Here is an 18,292-nt window from a genome sequence, read left to right on the forward strand (position 1 = left end):
TTTACAAGCGTTCTGTCACCCAAGCCTGCACACTGGCCAAGGCTTGGTCCAGGCCCGCAGGGTTGGTCCCGCCCGCCATCGCCATGTCGGGCTTGCCGCCGCCTTTGCCACCCACTTGCTGAGCCACAAAATTCACCAACTCACCGGCCTTGACCTTGGCCAAGCTGTCGGCCGTGACACCAGCTGCGATTTGCACCTTGTCGCCCTCCACGCTGGCCAACACCACCACCGCGGTTTTGAGTTTGTTTTTCAATTGGTCCAGGGTGTCACGCAAAGCTTTGGCATCGGCCCCGGGCAACTTGGCGGCGAGCAATTTCACACCCTTGATGTCGATGGCCTGCGCCAGCAAATCGTCGCCTTGTGAGGCGGCCAATTTGCCCTTGAGCGCAGTCATTTCTTTTTCCAACCCGCGCATCTGTTCTAACAGCTGGTTCAAGCGGGTGTTGAGCTCTTGCGGCGTGGCTTTCAAGGCACCAGCCGCTTGCGCCACGGTGTGTTCCAGGTCTTGCAAATAGGCCAAGGCGTGGGTGCCGGTCACGGCTTCGATGCGGCGCACACCAGCAGCGACACCGCCTTCAGACACCACCTTGAACAAACCAATGTCGCCCGTGGCCTGCACATGCGTGCCACCACAGAGTTCGCGGCTGGCCCCGATGTCCAGCACCCGCACGGTGTCGCCGTACTTCTCGCCAAACAACATCATGGCGCCGGTTTTTTGCGCGGCTTCCAAATCCATGACCCGGGCTTGGGTGGCGGCGTTGGCCAAAATCTCGGCGTTCACACGGGTTTCAATCTCGCGGATTTCAGCGTCGGTGACGGGTGCGTTGTGGGCGAAGTCGAAGCGGGTGCGCTCGTCGTTCACCAAGGAGCCTTTTTGCAGCACATGCGCCCCCAGCACATCGCGCAAGGCCTTGTGCATCAGGTGCGTGGCACTGTGGTTGCGCACCGTGGCGGCACGCAAGTCGGCGTCAACGCGAGCGGTGAGCACGTCGCCCACTTTCAGGCTGCCTTGCGCCATGTGGCCATGGTGGCCAAACACATCGGCCTTGATTTTCAAGGTGTCTTCCACCACAAACTTGGCGGCCTTGGAAGATTCACCAGCCAGCAACCAACCTTGGTCGCCCACTTGACCGCCGCTCTCGGCGTAAAAAGGTGTGGTGTCCAGCACCACCACACCCACTTGCTCTGAGCGAAGTTCCGTCACGGCCACGCCATCCACATACAGCGCGGTCACGGTGGACTGCGCTTGCAAGTGCTCGTAACCCACGAATGCATTGCCCACACCGGTGTATTCCAAAGCGCGGTCCATCTTGAATTTGCCGGCTGCACGGGCCTGTGCTTTTTGCTTGTCCATGGCGGCGGCAAAACCGGTTTCGTCCACCGACAAACCACGTTCACGGCAGACATCGCCCGACAAATCGAGTGGGAAACCATAGGTGTCGTGCAGCTTGAAGGCCACTTCGCCGGGCAACACTTTCACACCACCAGCCAAGGCGGCATCCAAAATCTCCATGCCGTTTTCCAGCGTTTCGTAAAAGCGTTCTTCTTCGGTTTTCAGCACCGCCATGATGCGATCCGCTTGCTGCGCCAAGCTGGGGTAGGCCTCGCCCATCAGGGCCACGAGGTCGGGCACCAGTTTGTGGAAAAACGGTGTTTTTTGACCCAGCTTGTAACCGTGGCGAATGGCGCGGCGGATGATGCGCCGTTGCACATAGCCGCGGCCTTCATTCGAAGGAATGACGCCGTCGCTGACCAAAAACGCGGTGGCGCGGATGTGGTCGGCAATCACCCGCAATGAGCTGTTGTGCACATCGGTGCAGCCGGTTTCACGCGCAGCCGCCTTGATGAGCGTGTCGAACAAATCAATTTCGTAATTGCTGTGCACGTGCTGCAAGATGGCCGCCAGGCGTTCCAAGCCCATGCCGGTGTCCACGCAGGGTGCGGGCAGTTTTTTCAGGGAACCATCGGGCTGCATGTCGAACTGCATGAACACGTGGTTCCAAATTTCAATGTAGCGGTCCCCGTCTTCGTCGGGGCTGCCGGGGGGGCCGCCCGCCACTTCGGGGCCGTGGTCGTAAAAAATTTCCGAGCACGGACCGCAAGGGCCGGTATCGGCCATCATCCAAAAATTGTCCGAGGCGTACTTGGCACCTTTGTTGTCGCCGATGCGCACGATGCGCTCGGCGGGAATGCCAATCTCTTTGTGCCAAATGTCGTAGGCCTCGTCGTCGTCGATGTAGACCGTGACCCAAAGTTTCTCGGCGGGCAGTTTGTAAATTTGCGTCAGCAGCTCCCAACCCCATGTCAGGCTGTCGCGCTTGAAGTAGTCGCCAAACGACCAGTTGCCCAGCATTTCGAAAAAGGTGTGGTGGCGGGCGGTGTAGCCCACATTTTCCAAGTCGTTGTGCTTGCCGCCAGCACGCAAACAGGCTTGCACCGAAGCGGCCCGCACGTACGAGCGTTTGTCTTCGCCCAAGAACACGTCTTTGAACTGGACCATGCCCGAGTTGGTGAACATCAGCGTGGGGTCGTTGCCGGGCACCAGGGGGCTGGAGGCCACCACGGTGTGGGCGCGGGCGGCGTAAAAGTCGAGGAAGGTTTGACGGATGTCGGCAACGGAAAAGCGGGGCGTGGTCATGAGCGGGGCTGCAATCGAGGTGGGCGGCACAGGAGCGAATGCCCTGCGAACTGCGTGCGAAATTATAGGTTTGCCCCTTTGGCGTATTTGGGGCGACCAAGGCTGCTGGTTTTTGATTTGTGCCATCATCGCCGCTGCCCGTTTCGGCACCCCCCTCAAAGCACCCTAGACACCATGACAAACGCCACCACCACCCCCTCGCCCCTGTTGCAATTGAAAGACCCCAGCCTGCTGAAAACCGATGCCTTGGTCAACGGCCAATGGATCAAAGGCGCATCCCGCTTTGCGGTGCATGACCCGAGCAACGGCCAGTGGCTGGCCGATGTGGCCAACCTCGGCGCGGCTGAGGCGGCCCTGGCCATTGACGCCGCCAACGCCGCTTGGGGCCCTTGGAAAACCAAGACCGCCAAAGAACGCAGCATCATCTTGCGCCAATGGTTTGAATTGCTGATGGCGAATGTGGACGACTTGGCCCGCATCCTCACCGCCGAGCAGGGCAAGCCCTACGCCGAAGCCAAAGGCGAAATCGCCTATGGCGCGAGTTTTGTCGAGTGGTACGCCGAAGAGGCCAAGCGGGTGAACGGCGAAACCCTGCCCCAGTTTGACAACAACCGCCGTTTGATGGTGCTGCAACAGCCCATCGGCGTGTGCGCTGCCATCACACCATGGAATTTCCCGCTGGCCATGATCACCCGCAAGGTGGCCCCAGCCTTGGCCGCCGGTTGCCCGGTGCTGATCAAACCCGCCGAGCTGACGCCGCTCACCGCCTTGGCCGCCGCTGAACTGGCCGTACGCGCCGGTTTGCCCGCCGGTGTGTTGAACGTGCTGAGCGCTGACGGCGACAACAGCATCGCCATTGGCAAGGTGATTTGCGACAGCGATGTGGTGCGCCACCTGAGCTTCACCGGCTCCACTGAAGTGGGCCGCATCCTGATGGCGCAGTCGGCGCCCACCGTGAAAAAACTCTCCTTGGAATTGGGCGGCAACGCGCCCTTCATCGTGTTTGACGATGCCGACATCGACTCGGCGGTAGACGGCGCGATGGCCAGCAAATTCCGCAATGCCGGCCAAACCTGCGTGTGCGCCAACCGCATCTATGTGCAAGAAGGCGTTTATGAAGCCTTCGTGACCAAGTTCGCCGCCAAAGTGAAGGCGCTGAAAGTGGGCAATGGCTTTGAAGAGGGTGTGACGCAAGGCCCCCTGATTGAGCCCGCCGCTTTGGACAAAGTGAGCCACCACGTGGCCGATGCGCTGAGCAAAGGCGGTCGCGCCCTGACCGGCGGCAAGGCCTTGCAAGGACAGTTTTTTGAACCCACGGTCATGGCCGACGCCAGCGCCGACATGCTCTGCGCCAAGGAAGAAACCTTTGGTCCGTTTGCACCGGTGTTCAAGTTCAAAACCGAACAAGAGGCCATTCACGCCGCCAACAACACCGAATTTGGCCTGGCCAGCTACTTCTACAGCCGCGACATTGGCCGCATTTACCGGGTCAGCGAGGCGCTGGAATACGGCATGGTCGGCATCAATGTGGGCATCATCGCCACCGAACACGTGCCTTTTGGCGGCGTCAAGCAGTCCGGGCTGGGCCGCGAGGGTTCACGCCACGGCATGGCCGAATACTTGGAAATGAAGTACCTGTGCATCGGTGACATAATGTCGAATGGTAATTAACAAATTTGACAATAAAGACCAAACTATCATGCAAAATCAAAGTATTTACCTGCGTTTTCTCAGTTTGCTGCATGCCATCGAAGGCAAGGGCGAATTGCCCAACCTGGACCTGGACGCCAAGCGTTTGTTGGAAGTGATTGCGGTGCAACACAGCCAAGGCAAGCCCCTGACCGTGAGCGACGCCATGGCCATGACCCACATCGCCTCACCCGCCACCATCCACCGCAAGCTTGATGTGTTGCGCGAGATTGGCATGATCGACACCTACTTCGAAGGCAAAAACCGCCGCACCAAGTACCTGTGCCCCACCCCCCAGGCTGAAAAATACTTCAGCCAAGTGGGCGCAGTGATGCAACAAGCAGGCCTGAAAACAGCCTGAAGCACCGCTTCTGACGGGCGCTTGAAGCCCCATGAAAAAAGCACCCCGAGGGGTGCTTTTTTTTGCTTCAAATGCCTTGGAAGGCCTGAATTGATGGGGCTTACAGCCCCCGCTTAAAGCAAGTTGACGCCGGTTTTGCTTTGCAAAAACTCACGCGTCACGCCGGGTGCAAGCTCCACCACTTTCAAGCCTTCAGGCACCACGTCCATGATGGCCAGGTCGGTGATGATGCGGTCCACCACGCCCAAGCCCGTCAAGGGCAAAGTGCATGTTTTCAAGATCTTCAGGTCTTCGGTGCCGTCTTTCTTCTTGGCCACGTGCTCCATCAGGATGATGACGCGCTTGACACCTGCCACCAAGTCCATGGCCCCGCCCATGCCTTTGATCATCTTGCCGGGGATCATCCAGTTGGCCAGATCGCCCTTTTCGCTCACTTGCATGGCACCCAAAATGGACAGGTTGATCTTGCCGCCACGGATCATGGCGAAGGATTGATCGCTGCCAAAAATGGCCGTGCCCTTGATGGTGGTGACGGTTTGTTTGCCCGCATTGATCAGGTCGGCGTTCACTTCTGATTCCTCGGGAAACGGGCCAATGCCCATCATGCCGTTTTCGCTTTGCAGCCAGACCTCCAAATGGTCGGGCACATGGTTGGCCACCAGCGTGGGCAGGCCAATGCCCAGGTTCACATAAAAGCCGTCTTGCAGTTCCTTGGCCGCGCAGGCGGCCATTTCGTCGTGGGTCCAAGCCATATTTGCCTTTCAACGGGATGGGGCGCGATGCCCAGCCCTGGGTTCATTAAATGATGCTGCCGCGGGTGGTGCGTTTTTCGATGCGTTTTTCGGGCGTGGGGTTGTGCACGATGCGGTGCACATAAATGCCTGGCAAGTGGATGTCGTCTGGGGCCAGTTCGCCGTTGACCACAATGCGCTCCACTTCCACCACGCAAATTCGACCGGCGGTCGCGGCTGCGGGGTTGAAATTGCGGGCGGTGAGGTTGAAGCGCAGATTGCCCGCATGGTCGGCCACATCTGCTTTGATGAGCGAAATATGAGGCACCAAGGCACGCTCCATCACATAGGTTTCGCCATCAAACTCGCGCAGTTCTTTGCCCTCGGCCACCTGGGTGCCGACACCGGTTTTGGTGAAGAAGGCCGGGATGCCTGCGCCACCGGCACGCAGCTTCTCGGCCAAGGTGCCTTGCGGCGTGAAGTCCAGTTCCAATTCGCCCGCCAAGAATTGGCGCTCAAACTCTTTGTTCTCGCCCACATAGCTGGAAATCATTTTTTTGATTTGCCGCGTTTCCAGCAGCTTGCCCAGGCCAAAGCCATCGACCCCGGCGTTGTTGGAAATGACGGTGAGGTCTTTCACGCCGCTGTCGCGCAAGGCGTCAATCAGCGCTTCGGGAATGCCGCACAGGCCAAACCCGCCAACGGCCATCAACTGGCCGTCAGCCACGATGTCTTGGAGGGCTTCTTTCGCAGATGGGAAAACTTTGTTCAATCGAATCTCCTGATTAGCTTGAATTCATTCTACGGGGGGTGTCTTGCATAAGACTGAATACCGCTGGGCATAATCAGCGCAAACAGGAGACAACATGTCACGCTACCCCGCCCCCGAATTGAAAGACCTGCCCGAAGACATCCGCGCCAAGGTGCTGGAAGTGCAAGAAAAATCTGGCTTTGTGCCCAATGTGTTTTTGGCCTTGGCCCGGCGTCCGGCCGAATGGCGGGCGTTCTTCGCCTACCACGATGCCTTGATGGTGCCCGAGTCGGTGGGGCGCACCAGCCACCTGAGCAAAGGCGACCGCGAGATGATCGTCACCACCACCAGCGCCGCAAACCACTGCTTGTACTGCGTGGTGGCGCACGGCGCCATCTTGCGCATCTACGAGAAAAAACCGCTGGTGGCCGACCAAGTGGCGGTGAACCACCGCAAAGCCGACATCACGCCGCGCCAACGCGCCATGCTGGATTTCGCCATGAAGGTGTGCAAAAACAGCCACGAGGTGGAAGACGCCGACTTTGAAGCCCTGCATGCCCATGGCTTTGACGACGAGGATATTTGGGACATTGCGGCCATCACCGCCTTCTTTGGCCTGAGCAACCGGGTGGCCAACATTTCCAGCATGATGCCCAACCCCGAGTTTTATTTGATGGGCCGGGTGCCGAAAAGCAAGGCTTGAGGGGTTTGCGGCTGGGAAGCCGAAAAGCAAGGCTTGAGGGTTTGCTGCAAGGGTACCGAAAACCCCGTTTTCAAGTCTGTTTGCCCATCCCATGTGGCGGATGTCAGACAGTAAGCCTATCAGGACTGACTTTGACTGCATGCCTCAGCCAATGATAAAGTAGGTACGTTTCCATATATACATTTCAGGGAGGCTTCCATGCTCGCTACCGCCAAAGTTTTTACCAACGGCAACAGCCAAGCCATTCGCTTGCCCAAGGCATTTCGCGTGGATGTCGATGAAATGTGGATTGCTCGCAACGAGGTGACGGGCGAGATCACGCTCAAGCCCAAAGACACTGAAACATTGCGCAAGCGCAGGCTCGATGCGCTGATGGCCGCGATTGCGGAAAACCCATTGCCCGACAACTTTTTGTCGGATGCCAATCGGCTGAATGATCCTCCGAAAAATCCGTTTGCAGACTGGGAAACGCCAACAGCCCCCAAAGCCGCTGCAAAAGCAAGCGCCAAAACCAAGGGTCGCAAGTGATCAAGTTTTTGGTGGATACCAACATCTTGGGCTACTTTGCACGCAACAGCTCTGCCGCGCTGCAAAAGCGCATGTTGGCGGCGCTCAAAAAGCAGGAGGTCGCCATCTCCGCCATCACCCGCGCCGAAGCACGGTTTGGGCTGGCACTGCTGCAACCAGATGACAAACGCCGCCGAACCATTGATTTGCTGCTCAATGAGTTTCCAGTTTTCCCATGGACGCTGGAGGCAGCAGACCAGTCCGGAGAAATTGCTGCACACCTGCAGCAAACCGGACAGCCCATTGGCAACATGGACACCCAAATCGCCGCGCATGCATTGGCGCTGGGCCTGCCCTTGGTGACCCACAACACTCGGCACTTCAAGCGGGTGCCGGGTTTGAAGTTGGAAGACTGGATGTGAGTGGACCCTGATCTTGTCCGGCTTATGCCGCCGTCAAAGGCTCCATGCGCACCACGGCACGCGCTCCCACGGCACTGGCAAAACGTTGGACCGTGCGCATTGATGGCGAACCCCTGCCACTTTCGATCCGTGCCACCACGCTTTGGGTTGTGCCCATGCGTGCGGCCACATCGCCTTGCGTCAGGCCCGCTCTCATACGTGCTGCAATCAGTTCACGGGCCAGCTCAAACTCGGGCGCTTGTGCGTCATAGGCTTGGCGAACGGCGGGGTTGGCCAGCAGTTGGGCTTTTACGTCTTTCAGGCTTTTCACGTCGATTCCTCCAGGCGTTTCAATGCGGTTTCAATCGCGCTTCGTGGTGTGGTCTGCGTCTTTTTCACAAACACGTGCAGCACCAGCAAAGTGCGCCCCTGAACGGCGGCGTAAATGGCACGGGCAATACCATCGCGGCCCGTCATGCGCATTTCCCACAGCTTGCTTTCCAGCGGCCGTATGTGCGGCAAGCCCACACGCTGAGGTCCTAGCTCTTCCAGCATTTCACCGATGTGCAAAAACCGAGCTTGCATATCGGCGGGGATGGTCTTCAATTCACGCTCCGCCAGTGGATACAGGGTCACAGTCCACTGGTTTTCAAGTATAGCCTTTTTGCTATCTTTTGGGTTTTTCATGCGACTCCCCTAGGTTGAGTGCGCATCGACGGCGGCCCAACGAACCGGGCGCGGCCAAACCTCAGTGCGTCTCAGGCATCAAGCGCATTTGACCGAGCACCATTTCAACCAAATCGTCTTCAAAAGCATTGGAATCGATTTGGTTGAAGCGCTCTAGGGAGGCGCTGCGCAAACAACCCATGAGTGCGCGACTCAGCACGAACCAGCGGGTTTCATTCAATTCAGTCATTTGGGGATGTTCGACATAGCGCAAACAGGCAACGAGGCGTTGGACCATCCTTTGCACCGCCTCTGCTGTTTCGTCGGGTTGCTCGAGCAGCCAGCACAACCGGTTCATGGCTTTGCGATAACTTAAACCGAGTGAGAACCCATTGATGCAAATGCGCACGTACTGGCGCACAAACTGTTCGGGTTCAATATCGGCGGGGTCTTGCGAGCATTCGATGGAAAACAAATAGCTTTCAAGTTCACGCAAGGCCAATGAACGGGCATGCTGCGACATGGCACGAAAGATCGCTTCTTTGCTTGAAAAATACTGGTAGAGCGTCCCGACAGAAAAACCCGCTTTGGCTGCAATTTTGTTGGTGGTCAAACCACCCACGCCTTCACGGTCAACGATTTGGGAGGTGGCCTCAAAAATGGCATCAATGGTCAGCTGGGCTCTTTTTTGTACAGGTTGCTTTCGCATGATTTTGGCGGACAACTCATCGGGAAGTGTCACAGGCAATGTCTCCAGGAAGCCAACAAAAGTTGGAAACCCTGATATTACCTATTAATCATTAGTAATTAGCAATAAGTCTTTCATTTAAAACATAAATGAAGATTTTTACAAATGATAGTGAGCCCTTTAGACAACAGACATCAGGACACCAAATCCAGCAACCAGTCGGGCAGGGGTTTGGATTTTTGTGCGGGGAAATCGACCCACACCGTGGTGGCACCACCTTCGGCATGCACCACGCCGGGCATGTCCACGCGCTCTAACGTGGCCCAAGATTCAAAGGTGCTTCGCTTGGGATCGCTGACGTACATCTTCACCAGCACATCGCCGGGGTATTCGATTTGTTTGTAGAAGTTGCAAAACGCATTGACGATGACCGGGCCTTCACCGGTGGGCTCGGGTTGGCAACCAATGCTGGTCATCCAATCGATGCGCACGGTTTCAAGGTAACGAAAGTAACTGCCGTTGTTCAAATGCCCCATCGCATCCATGTCACCCCAACGGATAGCGATGACTTTTTCAAACACCAGTTTTTTGTGTTCAGGAACCAGAATCCTCATACGCCAAATCCATCGTCAGCCGCAATGATGGCGCCGTTGATGAAATCACTTTGCGGGCTGGCCAACATCACCAACACGGCATCCAGGTTGTCAATTTTGCCCAAGCGTTTGCGGGGCAGCATCTGAACCAATTTTTGGCCCTGCGGTGTTTCCCAATGGTGCTGGTTGATTTCTGTTTCGATGTAGCCTGGGCAAATGGCGTTGACATTGATGCCATGCTTGCCCCACTCTGCCGCCATGGCCTTGGTCATGTGCACCACCGCCGCTTTGCTCATGCAGTACACGCCAATTTGCGGCAACACCCGCAAGCCCGCCATGGAGGCAATGTTGATGATGCGCCCGGCGTCAAAACCCTCGATACCCGCTTCTTGCGCATCTTTGGCGCGAGCCAACATGCGCTTACCCACAGCCTGCGCCACGAAAAAGGCGCCACGCGTGTTGGTGTTGAAAATGAAATCAAAATCTTCTTCGCGCACATCTTGCAAGCGCTGGGTGTTGCTGACACCGGAGTTGTTGATCAAGATATCGATGGGCCCCACTTCGCGCTCGGCAAAATTCAACGCCGCCTCGATGCTGATCACATTCGTCACATCCAAGGCCACCACATGCGCGTCACCCCCTTCGGCTTCAATTTCAGCCCGCAAGGCTTTGAGCATCTCCACGCGGCGACTGGCCAACACCACGGCCGCACCCGCAGCCGCCAAGGTTTTTGCAAATTGCGCACCCAAGCCACTGGAAGCGCCCGTGATGAAGGCGACGCGGCCTGATAAGTCGAGTGTGTATGCCATGTTGAACTCCTGTTGGTGCTTGCATTATGACCAGCCCTTGCGAGTGGCCAGCGCATAGAATCTCACCCTCTGTCAACATCCTCGACCAGCCCTATGACCGCCCCACACTTGCTTGAACAATTCGGCCCACGCGAAGCCATGGAGTACGACGTGGTCGTGGTCGGCGGCGGTCCCGGTGGTCTGGCCACGGCCATCCGCATCAAGCAACTGGCCGCGCAAAAAGGCCAAGACGTGTCGGTGGTGGTGCTTGAAAAAGGCTCAGAGCCCGGCGCACACATTTTGTCGGGCGCGGTGATGGACCCCAAGGCCTTCACCGAACTCATCCCCAACTGGCAAGCACTGGGTGCACCCCTGAACCAAGCGGTGACCGGCGACGACTTGCTCACCCTCACCGAAACTGGCGTCAGCAAAGTACCTGGCTGGCTCATGCCGCGCAACTTCCACAACGATGGTTGCTATGTGGTGTCGCTCAGCAATGTGGTGAAGTGGATGGCCGCTCACGCTGAATCGATAGGCGTTGAAATCTTCCCCGGCTTCACCGCGGCTGAAGTGCTTTACAACGACGACGGCAGCGTCAAAGGCGTGGCCACTGGCAATTTGGGCCTGGGCAAAGACGGCGAGCCCACCGACCACTTCCAACTCGGCATGGAACTGCACGCCAAGTACACCATCTTTGCCGAAGGCGCCCGCGGCCATTTGGGCAAGCAACTGATGGCCAAGTACAAATTGAACGAGGGACGTGATCCACAAACCTATGCCATTGGCATCAAAGAACTGTGGGAAGTAGAGCCCTCCAAAGCCAAGCCTGGCCTGGTGGTGCACACCTCCGGTTGGCCCATGACGGGCAGCACCTTTGGCGGTGGTTTTTTGTACCACCTGGAAGACAACAAAGTCACCTTGGGCTTCGTGTTGGGCCTCGACTACAAAAACCCTTGGCTCAGCCCGTTTGAAGAAATGCAGCGCTGGAAAACCCATCCTGCCATTCGCGCCCACCTGGAGGGCGGCAAACGCATTGGCTATGGTGCCCGCGCCATCAACAATGGCACACCGCAAGCGCTCCCCAAAACAGTGTTCCCTGGCGGCGCCCTCATCGGCTGCGATGCAGGCTTCTTGAATGCGGCCCGCATCAAGGGCAGCCATGCCGCCATCAAGAGTGGCATGTTGGCAGCGGATGCGGCCTACGCCGCCGTCACGTCGGGCCGCGCCCACGACGAGCTGAGCGCTTACCCATCCACCTATGCCAACAGCTGGTTGGCCAAAGAACTCGACCAATACCGCAACTTCAAGCTGTGGTTCAAAAAAGGCATGCTGGTGGGCACCGTGATGACCGGCATCGAGCAATGGTTGTTGCCCAAGCTCGGCATTCAAACACCGCCTTGGACACTGCACGGCCACCAGCCCGATCACGTGGGCCTTGAGCCTGCTGCGCAACACGCGCCCATCCTTTACCCCAAGCCTGACGGTGAAATCACTTTCGATCGCTTGAGCAGCGTCTTCATCAGCAACACCAACCACGAAGAAAACCAGCCTGCGCACCTCACCTTGAAGGATACGTCGGTGCCGGTCAACATCAACTTGGCCACCTATGCAGGCCCTGAAAGCCGCTACTGCCCCGCCGGTGTTTACGAGTACGTGAAGAACGACGACAACTCAGACCGCTTGCAAATCAATGCGCAAAACTGTGTGCATTGCAAAACCTGCGACATCAAAGACCCCACGCAAAACATCGTCTGGGTCACGCCCGAAGGCGGCGGTGGCCCCAACTACAGCGGAATGTAAACATGAACCAATACCATGCAGAACACACCTGGGTGCGGGTGGATGCCGACGCCACTTTTGTGGGCATCACCAAACATGCGCAAGACACTTTGGGTGACATCGTGTTTGTGGAGTTGGCCGAGATTGGCAAGACCTTTGCACAAGGCAGCGTGGCCGGTGTGGTCGAGTCGGTGAAAGCAGCTGCCGATGTGCACATGCCTGCCGCCGCCACCGTGCTGGAAGTGAATGAAGCCTTGCGGGCCGACCCCTCTTTGGCCAACAGCGACCCCGAAGGCGCGGGTTGGTTTTACAAGGTGTCTCTCAGCAACCCCACCGAGCTTGAAAACTTGATGAACGCAGCCGCTTATCAGGCGTTCACGGGCTAAACCTTCTTTTTCGCGGGCACAGCGCTATGGTTTTTACAAAGACTGACCCAAGCGCGAAATGCCTTCTTTGATTTTGTCCACATCCGCCGTGGCAAAACTCAAGCGAATCGCCGTGATGTCAGGGTTGTTGGCATAAAACGGAGCACCCGGCACAAAAGCCACGCCCTTCTCAATAGCCCGCTTGGCCAAGGCACTGCCATCGGTTTCTTGGCCGTTGGCGCCTGTGAGGTTGGCCCAAAAAAACAAACCGCCCAAAGGTTGCGTGAAACGCAAGGCACTGCCCAGCTCTTTGCTCAAGGCTTCGCCCATGGTGCGGGCACGTTCTGCATAAACACGGCGCACCGTGTTCAAGGTGTCGGGCATCCGACCCGCTTTCAAATACTGCGCGGCTGTGGCTTGTGCAAAAGTGGAGGTGTGCGCATCGCTGAACTGCTTGCACATGGTGGCGCGGGCCAACAGCGCAGGCGGTGCAATCATCCAGCCCACGCGCAAACCAGGTGACAAGACCTTGCTGAGTGAGCCGCAATACACCAGCCAATCGCGGCTGCCTGGCACTTGATCAGTCAAGGCCAACAAGGAAGGCGGTGGCGCATCGCCGAAATACAAGTCGCCATAGGGGTCGTCTTCCACCACCACGGTTTGGTATTTGACTGCGAGCTTGAGCACTTGCAAGCGCCGCTCCAAGCTCAACATGGCACCACTGGGGTTGCCAAAGGTGGGCACCAAATACACCAGCTTGGGGCGGTGCTGCACCATCATGGCTTCGAGTTGATCAACTTGCACACCGTGTTCATCAATCGGTACGCCAAGTACTTGCGGGCCATACAAACGAAAACATTGGATGGTGGCCAAAAATGTAGGCGCTTCCACCAAGGCCACATCACCGGGATTGAGCAAGGTTTTGGCCACCAAGTCGAGGGCTTGTTGGCTGCCGGTGGTGACGATCAAACCCTCGGGGTTCAAGCCCTTGACGCCTTTGCTGGCCATGAAAGCGGCCAGTTGTTCACGCAAGGGGTTGTAGCCTTCGGTGGCACCGTATTGAAGGGCTGCACCAGGCTCTTCGCTGAGGGCACGGGCACTGGCCTCGCGGATGCCTTCCACGTCAAACATGGCGCTGTCAGGAAAGCCGCCCGCAAAACTGATGATGCCGGGCTTGCCCAGCAGTTTGAAGAGTTCGCGGATGGCAGAGGTTTCGACGTTGTTCAGGCGATCGGCAAATTGCATAAGCTGATAATTGGGGTCAGACCCCGATTTTTAGAAGATGAAAAAAGAGCACATTGAGCCATTTTTTGCGACGCTGAAAGCAGCCAATCCGCAGCCCAATACCGAGCTGGAATATACCAGCGTGTTCGAGTTGTTGGCCGCTGTTTTGCTGAGTGCACAAGCCACCGATGTGGGCGTGAACAAAGCCACGCGCCGCTTGTTTGTGGTGGCCAACACGCCGCAGCAAATTCTGGGTTTGGGTTTGGACGGCTTGGAACAACACATCAAAACCATTGGCTTGTTTCGCAGCAAAGCACGGCACCTCATGCAAACCTGTCAGATGCTGGTGGATTTGCATGGCGGTGAAGTGCCGCGCACCCGAGAAGCTTTGGAGGCCCTGCCCGGTGTGGGCCGCAAAACAGCGAATGTGGTGTTGAACGTGGCCTTTGGCGAGCCCACCATGGCGGTGGACACGCATATCTTCAGGGTGGGCAACCGCACCGGCTTGGCCCCTGGCAAAACACCTTTGGATGTGGAGATGGGCTTGCTCAAGCGCATCCCACCCGAGTATTTGGTGGATGCCCACCATTGGCTGATCTTGCATGGCCGTTATGTGTGCCAGGCCCGCAAACCTTTGTGCTGGCAATGCGCGGTGTCAGCCCACTGCGACTTCAAACCGAAAACCAAACAAACGCTTTAAGTTCATTCCACATGCTCACGCGCTAAGTGGATGGCTTCTTTCAGCACGTCCAAGTCGCCCACATGGTTGGCCAACACCAAGATGAGTCGGGCATTGAGCAAATGGCTTTGTGATTCGGTCAAACCCGTGTGTGCGTCCATCAAGGCTTCATAGAAAGCGTCGCCTGGTTCGAAGTCGCCACGTACTTTGGAACCGCTGTCATGGAAGTTGGCTTGGGTTTGAAGTTTGGACATAAAACACCTCGGTCTGCGAATGAGCACAAGCTTAACAAAGCCAGTTCAGACCAACAGCGCCACCCAATGCTGCTGCACTTGGTGAAAACTCAAACGGTGGTCAAACACTTGTTGCAAGCACGCATGCAAGGCGGGGTCGCTGGGGGCAGCTTGCAACACCACCCTGCCCGCTTGCATCACCAGCACTTGGTCGGCTCGCAAGGCCAGGTTCAGGTCGTGCAAGACACTGACCACGGTGGTGCCGGTTTGGGTGAGTTGTTGCACCGTGGCCAACCAATCGGCTTGGTGCGGCGCATCCACGTTGGCAATCGGTTCGTCCATCAACAACACCGGGGCTTGCACCGCCAAGGCGCGGGCCAACAAGACCCGTTGACGCTCGCCACCTGACAAAGTACCCAGACTGCGATGTCGCCATTCGGTCAGTTGCATCGACGCCAACAAATTTTCCACAACAGCGCGGTCTTCGTCAGTGGCACCGGTCCACCATGTTTGGTGCGGCAAGCGACCCAACATGACCACATCGAACACACTCAAATCGTCACTGCCACTGGCTTGTTGACCCAACCATGCCAACTGCGTGGCGCGTTGTTTGCTGGACAAGGATTGCAGTTTCTGGCCGTGCAGCAGCACCTCGCCTTGGGCAGGCATCAAGCCCGCCAAGACTTTGAGCAAACTGGTTTTGCCCGCGCCATTGGGGCCGACGATGCAGGTCCATTGGCCTTGTGCAAAGTCTGCATGGGCATCCAACAACACAGGCACCTTGTCCCAGGCCGCATGAATGCCAATGGCTTGCAAGATGGTGCTCATGCGGCCTCCGCTTGCTTGGTGGGCGACTGCAAACGCCACAACAAATAACCACCACCCAAGACACCGGTGAGCACACCCACAGGCAGTTCTTGCGGAGCCAACAGCAAGCGGGCCAAGATGTCTGCGCCACACAGCAACACACCACCCATGAGGGCGGCCAACATGGAACTTTTGGCAAACGTGGTGCGCACACGGGCCCGCACCAAGTGCGGTGCCACCAAACCGACGAAGGCAATCAGGCCGGTTTGCGCCACTGCTGTGGCGGTGGCCAAGGCCATCACGCCCAGCAAAACAAAGCGCAAGGGCGCGACGCGCAAGCCCAAACTTTGTGCCGTTGATTCACCCAAGCTCAGACCATCCAACAAAGGGCTGAGTCGCCACGCCAACAGCCAACACAGCAACAAGGACACGGCCATCAGGCTGCAAGAAGCGCCGCTCAACATCGCGGTGGACCCCAATGTGAACGATTGCATGGCCGGGTAAATTTGCGGACGCAACACCAACATCAGGGATGTGATGGCCCCCAGCACCACACCCACCACCACACCCGCCAACAGCAAGCGCAGCGTGTGCTGCACACCTTTGGCCAACAACAGCGTCAGCAACACGGCCAACCACGCACCCACAAACGCACAGCCCGTGAGGCCCAAACGCCAAGCCCATTGCACAGCCATGGAAGCCTCTGCGGGCAATTGCAAACCACCCCACAAACCCAGCATCAAGGCCACCGTGACGCCCAAAGTAGCCCCCGATGCACTGCCGAGCAAATACGGATCAGCCAAGGGATTGCGAAACAGTCCTTGCGCCAAGGCGCCTGCCAAGCCAAGTAAGGCACCCGCCAACCAAGCACCCAAGGTGCGCGGCAATCGGATGTCTTGCACGATGCTGTCCTGCCATTGAATAGGCCACTCCAAGCCTTGGCTGCCCGCGAACAAGCCAACGGAGATCAACAGCAGGCTGAGCAAACTCAAACCCATGGCCATGCGAGTGGTTGGCTGTGAAGGTTTGTTCATGGATAGTGCCGCTTCAAACATTGGGCGATGATGTCTGCAGCCTCCCCCAAGCGTGGGCCCGGGCGCACCAACACATCGCCTTGAGCAGGCGTGAACGCACAAATGCGTTTGTGCTTCACGGCTTGCATGGCAGACCAACCAGGCCGCTTGTGCAAATCAATCGCCATGGGCTCGGCCAACAAAATCAAGTCTGGATTGGCCCGCACCACAAACTCGGGGTTGAGTTGGGGAAAGGCCCCCATCGAGGAAGGCACCACATTGTGCAAACCCATGTGCAGCATCACCTCGCCAATGAACGAGGCTTCGCCAGCCGCATAGCCGCCGGTGCTGGCTTCGAAGTAGACGCTGGTGCCTTTGGCTTTGGCAGGCATGCTGCGCTTGGCTTGCGCCATGCCATCCAGGGCTTGATGCCACACAAGGTCGGCGGCGCTATCGGCTTGGTTGATCTGGAGCGCTTGCGCCACGATAAGCAAGACGCGCTTCACGTCGGCTTGGTTTTGTGGCTCCAAGGCCAAGACCTTGAGACCCAAGGATTCCAAGCGGTTGATGAGCCGGGTGGAACGCGCCGCCAACACCAAGTCGGGCTTCAAGCGCACCAAGGCTTCCAAGGAGGTGTCATCCAATCCGCCCAGCTTGGGCAGCTTCTTCACCTCATCGGGCCAGTTGGCAAAGTTGTCGGTGCCCACCAAACGATTGCAAGCCCCCAAGACGCAAACCGTTTCAGCCAATGAAGGCAGCAAGGTGATGATGCGTTGCGGTGCCTGTGTGAATGTGACTTGCACGCCGCGGTCGTCGGTGAGTGTGACCGCTGATGCAGGGGTCAACATCACGCAGATCAACAAGGCGATGAACTTAAGCACGCTGCTGCACCCACTGCTGAATGATGCGGTGCATTTGATCCACGCCATCCGTCAAGGCGGCTGGGCCGGGTTGCAAGATGTCGGCGGATTTGATCTCGAACACTTGATGGTTCAACACAGCAGGCACGTCTTGCCAACCGGGGCGCTGGGCCACTTTTTCAGGACGGAATTTTTTGCCGCACCACGAGCCCAAGATGATGTCGGGTTGTTTGGCTGCAATGCTCAAGGGGTCGGCGATGATGCGGTCCTTGCCCATGGCTTGCAGGGCCAAATCGGGAAAGCAATCATCCCCTCCGGCGATTTGAATCAACTCGGAGACCCAACGAATGGCGCTGATGGGCGGCTCGTCCCATTCTTCAAAGTACACCTTGGGCCTGCGGGTAAAAGCCTTGGCGTTGTTTTGAATATCCTGCAAATGGGCTTGCATGGCCTGAATGCGTTGCAAACCTTGCTCGGCCTCACCCACCATCGCCGCCACTTGGTAGAGCATGGCAAAGATGTCTTGCACACTTCGTTGGTTGAACACGGTGACTTGCACCCCATGGCGAATCAAGGCTGCTGCAATGTCGGCTTGCAGGTCTGAAAACCCAAACACACAGTCGGGCTTCAAGGCCAAGATCTTGTCGATCTTGGCGCTGGTGAAGGCGCTCACACGCGGCTTTTCAGCACGTGCAATTTTGGGCCGAACCGTGAACCCCGAGATGCCCACAATCCGCGCAGACTGCCCCAAGAGGTAGAGCCACTCGGTGGTTTCCTCGGTGAGGCAGATGATGCGTTGGGGGAGGTGGATCATGG

22 protein-coding genes are annotated in these 18,292 nt (G+C 57.5%); 8 read left to right on the forward strand and 14 right to left on the reverse strand.

Annotated elements, in window-relative coordinates; all coding sequences use genetic code 11:
• Position 1: 1 nt before the first annotated feature.
• Positions 2-2,638, reverse strand: coding sequence for an alanine--tRNA ligase (gene alaS / locus AC8GFP_RS10690; RefSeq protein ID WP_506613028.1), 2,637 nt, complete (start codon positions 2,636-2,638; stop codon positions 2-4).
• 174 nt (positions 2,639-2,812) lie between these two features.
• On the opposite strand from alaS, the gene AC8GFP_RS10695 reads away from it, so the two are divergent.
• Both AC8GFP_RS10695 and AC8GFP_RS10700 read left to right on the forward strand, forming a co-directional pair.
• Positions 2,813-4,309, forward strand: a complete 1,497-nt coding sequence (locus tag AC8GFP_RS10695; RefSeq protein WP_506613029.1) for an NAD-dependent succinate-semialdehyde dehydrogenase — start codon at positions 2,813-2,815, stop codon at positions 4,307-4,309.
• Positions 4,310-4,337: 28 nt separating this feature from the next.
• A complete protein-coding gene (locus tag AC8GFP_RS10700) occupies positions 4,338-4,688 on the forward strand; it encodes a hypothetical protein (protein ID WP_506613031.1) in 351 nt (116 codons plus the stop codon).
• A 113-nt stretch (positions 4,689-4,801) separates the two neighbouring features.
• Here AC8GFP_RS10700 and AC8GFP_RS10705 read toward each other — a convergent pair whose 3' ends face one another.
• Positions 4,802-5,440, reverse strand: coding sequence for a 3-oxoacid CoA-transferase subunit B (locus AC8GFP_RS10705; protein WP_506613033.1), 639 nt, complete (start codon positions 5,438-5,440; stop codon positions 4,802-4,804).
• A 46-nt stretch (positions 5,441-5,486) separates the two neighbouring features.
• Positions 5,487-6,191, reverse strand: a complete 705-nt coding sequence (locus AC8GFP_RS10710) for a CoA transferase subunit A (protein ID WP_506613035.1) — start codon at positions 6,189-6,191, stop codon at positions 5,487-5,489.
• Between the two features lie 94 nt (positions 6,192-6,285).
• On the opposite strand from AC8GFP_RS10710, the gene AC8GFP_RS10715 reads away from it, so the two are divergent.
• From AC8GFP_RS10715 to AC8GFP_RS10725, 3 genes are all read left to right on the forward strand, one after another.
• Positions 6,286-6,873, forward strand: coding sequence for a peroxidase-related enzyme (locus AC8GFP_RS10715; RefSeq protein ID WP_506613037.1), 588 nt, complete (start codon positions 6,286-6,288; stop codon positions 6,871-6,873).
• A 198-nt stretch (positions 6,874-7,071) separates the two neighbouring features.
• Positions 7,072-7,401 carry an antitoxin gene (locus AC8GFP_RS10720; RefSeq protein WP_506613039.1) on the forward strand — a complete coding sequence of 110 codons (330 nt, stop codon included), beginning with the start codon at positions 7,072-7,074 and terminating at the stop codon, positions 7,399-7,401.
• Positions 7,398-7,802 carry a type II toxin-antitoxin system VapC family toxin gene (locus tag AC8GFP_RS10725; protein ID WP_506613041.1) on the forward strand — a complete coding sequence of 135 codons (405 nt, stop codon included), beginning with the start codon at positions 7,398-7,400 and terminating at the stop codon, positions 7,800-7,802. Before AC8GFP_RS10720 ends, AC8GFP_RS10725 begins: the two co-directional genes overlap by 4 nt.
• A 22-nt stretch (positions 7,803-7,824) precedes the next feature.
• Here AC8GFP_RS10725 and AC8GFP_RS10730 read toward each other — a convergent pair whose 3' ends face one another.
• The 5 genes from AC8GFP_RS10730 to AC8GFP_RS10750 form a co-directional block, all read right to left on the reverse strand.
• On the reverse strand, positions 7,825-8,112 hold the full coding sequence (locus AC8GFP_RS10730; protein ID WP_506613043.1) for a helix-turn-helix domain-containing protein: 288 nt from the start codon (positions 8,110-8,112) through the stop codon (positions 7,825-7,827).
• Positions 8,109-8,468, reverse strand: a complete 360-nt coding sequence (locus AC8GFP_RS10735) for a type II toxin-antitoxin system RelE/ParE family toxin (protein ID WP_506613045.1) — start codon at positions 8,466-8,468, stop codon at positions 8,109-8,111. The genes AC8GFP_RS10730 and AC8GFP_RS10735 overlap by 4 nt, the downstream gene beginning before the upstream one ends.
• Before the next feature lie 61 nt (positions 8,469-8,529).
• Entirely contained in the window at positions 8,530-9,189 is a 660-nt protein-coding gene (locus AC8GFP_RS10740; RefSeq protein ID WP_506613047.1) for a TetR/AcrR family transcriptional regulator, read from the reverse strand.
• A 140-nt stretch (positions 9,190-9,329) separates the two neighbouring features.
• Positions 9,330-9,749, reverse strand: a complete 420-nt coding sequence (locus AC8GFP_RS10745; protein WP_506613048.1) for an acyl-CoA thioesterase — start codon at positions 9,747-9,749, stop codon at positions 9,330-9,332.
• Positions 9,746-10,537, reverse strand: a complete 792-nt coding sequence (locus AC8GFP_RS10750; protein ID WP_506613049.1) for an SDR family oxidoreductase — start codon at positions 10,535-10,537, stop codon at positions 9,746-9,748. Before AC8GFP_RS10750 ends, AC8GFP_RS10745 begins: the two co-directional genes overlap by 4 nt.
• Before the next feature lie 93 nt (positions 10,538-10,630).
• On the opposite strand from AC8GFP_RS10750, the gene AC8GFP_RS10755 reads away from it, so the two are divergent.
• Both AC8GFP_RS10755 and gcvH read left to right on the forward strand, forming a co-directional pair.
• Positions 10,631-12,316 carry an electron transfer flavoprotein-ubiquinone oxidoreductase gene (locus AC8GFP_RS10755; RefSeq protein ID WP_506613051.1) on the forward strand — a complete coding sequence of 562 codons (1,686 nt, stop codon included), beginning with the start codon at positions 10,631-10,633 and terminating at the stop codon, positions 12,314-12,316.
• Between the two features lie 2 nt (positions 12,317-12,318).
• A complete protein-coding gene (gene gcvH, locus AC8GFP_RS10760; RefSeq protein ID WP_506613052.1) occupies positions 12,319-12,681 on the forward strand; it encodes a glycine cleavage system protein GcvH in 363 nt (120 codons plus the stop codon).
• A 33-nt stretch (positions 12,682-12,714) separates the two neighbouring features.
• On the opposite strand, the gene AC8GFP_RS10765 is transcribed toward gcvH, so the two are convergent.
• Positions 12,715-13,905 carry an aminotransferase-like domain-containing protein gene (locus AC8GFP_RS10765; protein WP_506613054.1) on the reverse strand — a complete coding sequence of 397 codons (1,191 nt, stop codon included), beginning with the start codon at positions 13,903-13,905 and terminating at the stop codon, positions 12,715-12,717.
• Between the two features lie 37 nt (positions 13,906-13,942).
• On the opposite strand from AC8GFP_RS10765, the gene nth reads away from it, so the two are divergent.
• On the forward strand, positions 13,943-14,584 hold the full coding sequence (gene nth, locus AC8GFP_RS10770; protein WP_506613055.1) for an endonuclease III: 642 nt from the start codon (positions 13,943-13,945) through the stop codon (positions 14,582-14,584).
• A 2-nt stretch (positions 14,585-14,586) separates the two neighbouring features.
• On the opposite strand, the gene AC8GFP_RS10775 is transcribed toward nth, so the two are convergent.
• The 5 genes from AC8GFP_RS10775 to AC8GFP_RS10795 are packed head-to-tail and all read right to left on the reverse strand — an operon-like array spanning position 14,587 to position 18,290.
• Positions 14,587-14,817 carry a DUF2783 domain-containing protein gene (locus AC8GFP_RS10775; RefSeq protein ID WP_506613057.1) on the reverse strand — a complete coding sequence of 77 codons (231 nt, stop codon included), beginning with the start codon at positions 14,815-14,817 and terminating at the stop codon, positions 14,587-14,589.
• Positions 14,818-14,862: 45 nt separating this feature from the next.
• Positions 14,863-15,624, reverse strand: a complete 762-nt coding sequence (locus tag AC8GFP_RS10780) for an ABC transporter ATP-binding protein (protein WP_506613059.1) — start codon at positions 15,622-15,624, stop codon at positions 14,863-14,865.
• Entirely contained in the window at positions 15,621-16,637 is a 1,017-nt protein-coding gene (locus AC8GFP_RS10785) for a FecCD family ABC transporter permease (protein WP_506613060.1), read from the reverse strand. Before AC8GFP_RS10785 ends, AC8GFP_RS10780 begins: the two co-directional genes overlap by 4 nt.
• Positions 16,634-17,497 carry an ABC transporter substrate-binding protein gene (locus tag AC8GFP_RS10790; protein WP_506613061.1) on the reverse strand — a complete coding sequence of 288 codons (864 nt, stop codon included), beginning with the start codon at positions 17,495-17,497 and terminating at the stop codon, positions 16,634-16,636. Before AC8GFP_RS10790 ends, AC8GFP_RS10785 begins: the two co-directional genes overlap by 4 nt.
• The gene (locus AC8GFP_RS10795; protein ID WP_506613062.1) at positions 17,490-18,290 is read right to left on the reverse strand and encodes an ABC transporter substrate-binding protein; all 801 of its coding nucleotides are present in this window, start codon (positions 18,288-18,290) and stop codon (positions 17,490-17,492) included. The genes AC8GFP_RS10790 and AC8GFP_RS10795 overlap by 8 nt, the downstream gene beginning before the upstream one ends.
• Positions 18,291-18,292 lie beyond the last annotated feature (2 nt).

The sequence above is a fragment of the Limnohabitans simekii (SeqCode) genome, from assembly GCF_965234735.1.
Lineage (GTDB): Bacteria > Pseudomonadota > Gammaproteobacteria > Burkholderiales > Burkholderiaceae_C > Limnohabitans > Limnohabitans simekii.

Excerpts from the sequence above, each read along its gene's own strand:
- nth (WP_506613055.1), top strand. The coding sequence starts at position 13,943 with ATGAAAAAAGAGCACATTGAGCCATTTTTTGCGACGCTGAAAGCAGCC.
- AC8GFP_RS10775 (WP_506613057.1), bottom strand. The coding sequence starts at position 14,817 with ATGTCCAAACTTCAAACCCAAGCCAACTTCCATGACAGCGGTTCCAAA.
- alaS (WP_506613028.1), bottom strand. The coding sequence starts at position 2,638 with ATGACCACGCCCCGCTTTTCCGTTGCCGACATCCGTCAAACCTTCCTC.
- AC8GFP_RS10705 (WP_506613033.1), bottom strand. The coding sequence starts at position 5,440 with ATGGCTTGGACCCACGACGAAATGGCCGCCTGCGCGGCCAAGGAACTG.
- AC8GFP_RS10795 (WP_506613062.1), bottom strand. The coding sequence starts at position 18,290 with ATGATCCACCTCCCCCAACGCATCATCTGCCTCACCGAGGAAACCACC.
- AC8GFP_RS10720 (WP_506613039.1), top strand. The coding sequence starts at position 7,072 with ATGCTCGCTACCGCCAAAGTTTTTACCAACGGCAACAGCCAAGCCATT.
- AC8GFP_RS10755 (WP_506613051.1), top strand. The coding sequence starts at position 10,631 with ATGACCGCCCCACACTTGCTTGAACAATTCGGCCCACGCGAAGCCATG.
- AC8GFP_RS10700 (WP_506613031.1), top strand. The coding sequence starts at position 4,338 with ATGCAAAATCAAAGTATTTACCTGCGTTTTCTCAGTTTGCTGCATGCC.
- AC8GFP_RS10785 (WP_506613060.1), bottom strand. The coding sequence starts at position 16,637 with ATGAACAAACCTTCACAGCCAACCACTCGCATGGCCATGGGTTTGAGT.
- AC8GFP_RS10750 (WP_506613049.1), bottom strand. The coding sequence starts at position 10,537 with ATGGCATACACACTCGACTTATCAGGCCGCGTCGCCTTCATCACGGGC.
- AC8GFP_RS10745 (WP_506613048.1), bottom strand. The coding sequence starts at position 9,749 with ATGAGGATTCTGGTTCCTGAACACAAAAAACTGGTGTTTGAAAAAGTC.
- gcvH (WP_506613052.1), top strand. The coding sequence starts at position 12,319 with ATGAACCAATACCATGCAGAACACACCTGGGTGCGGGTGGATGCCGAC.
- AC8GFP_RS10765 (WP_506613054.1), bottom strand. The coding sequence starts at position 13,905 with ATGCAATTTGCCGATCGCCTGAACAACGTCGAAACCTCTGCCATCCGC.
- AC8GFP_RS10695 (WP_506613029.1), top strand. The coding sequence starts at position 2,813 with ATGACAAACGCCACCACCACCCCCTCGCCCCTGTTGCAATTGAAAGAC.
- AC8GFP_RS10780 (WP_506613059.1), bottom strand. The coding sequence starts at position 15,624 with ATGAGCACCATCTTGCAAGCCATTGGCATTCATGCGGCCTGGGACAAG.
- AC8GFP_RS10715 (WP_506613037.1), top strand. The coding sequence starts at position 6,286 with ATGTCACGCTACCCCGCCCCCGAATTGAAAGACCTGCCCGAAGACATC.
- AC8GFP_RS10735 (WP_506613045.1), bottom strand. The coding sequence starts at position 8,468 with ATGAAAAACCCAAAAGATAGCAAAAAGGCTATACTTGAAAACCAGTGG.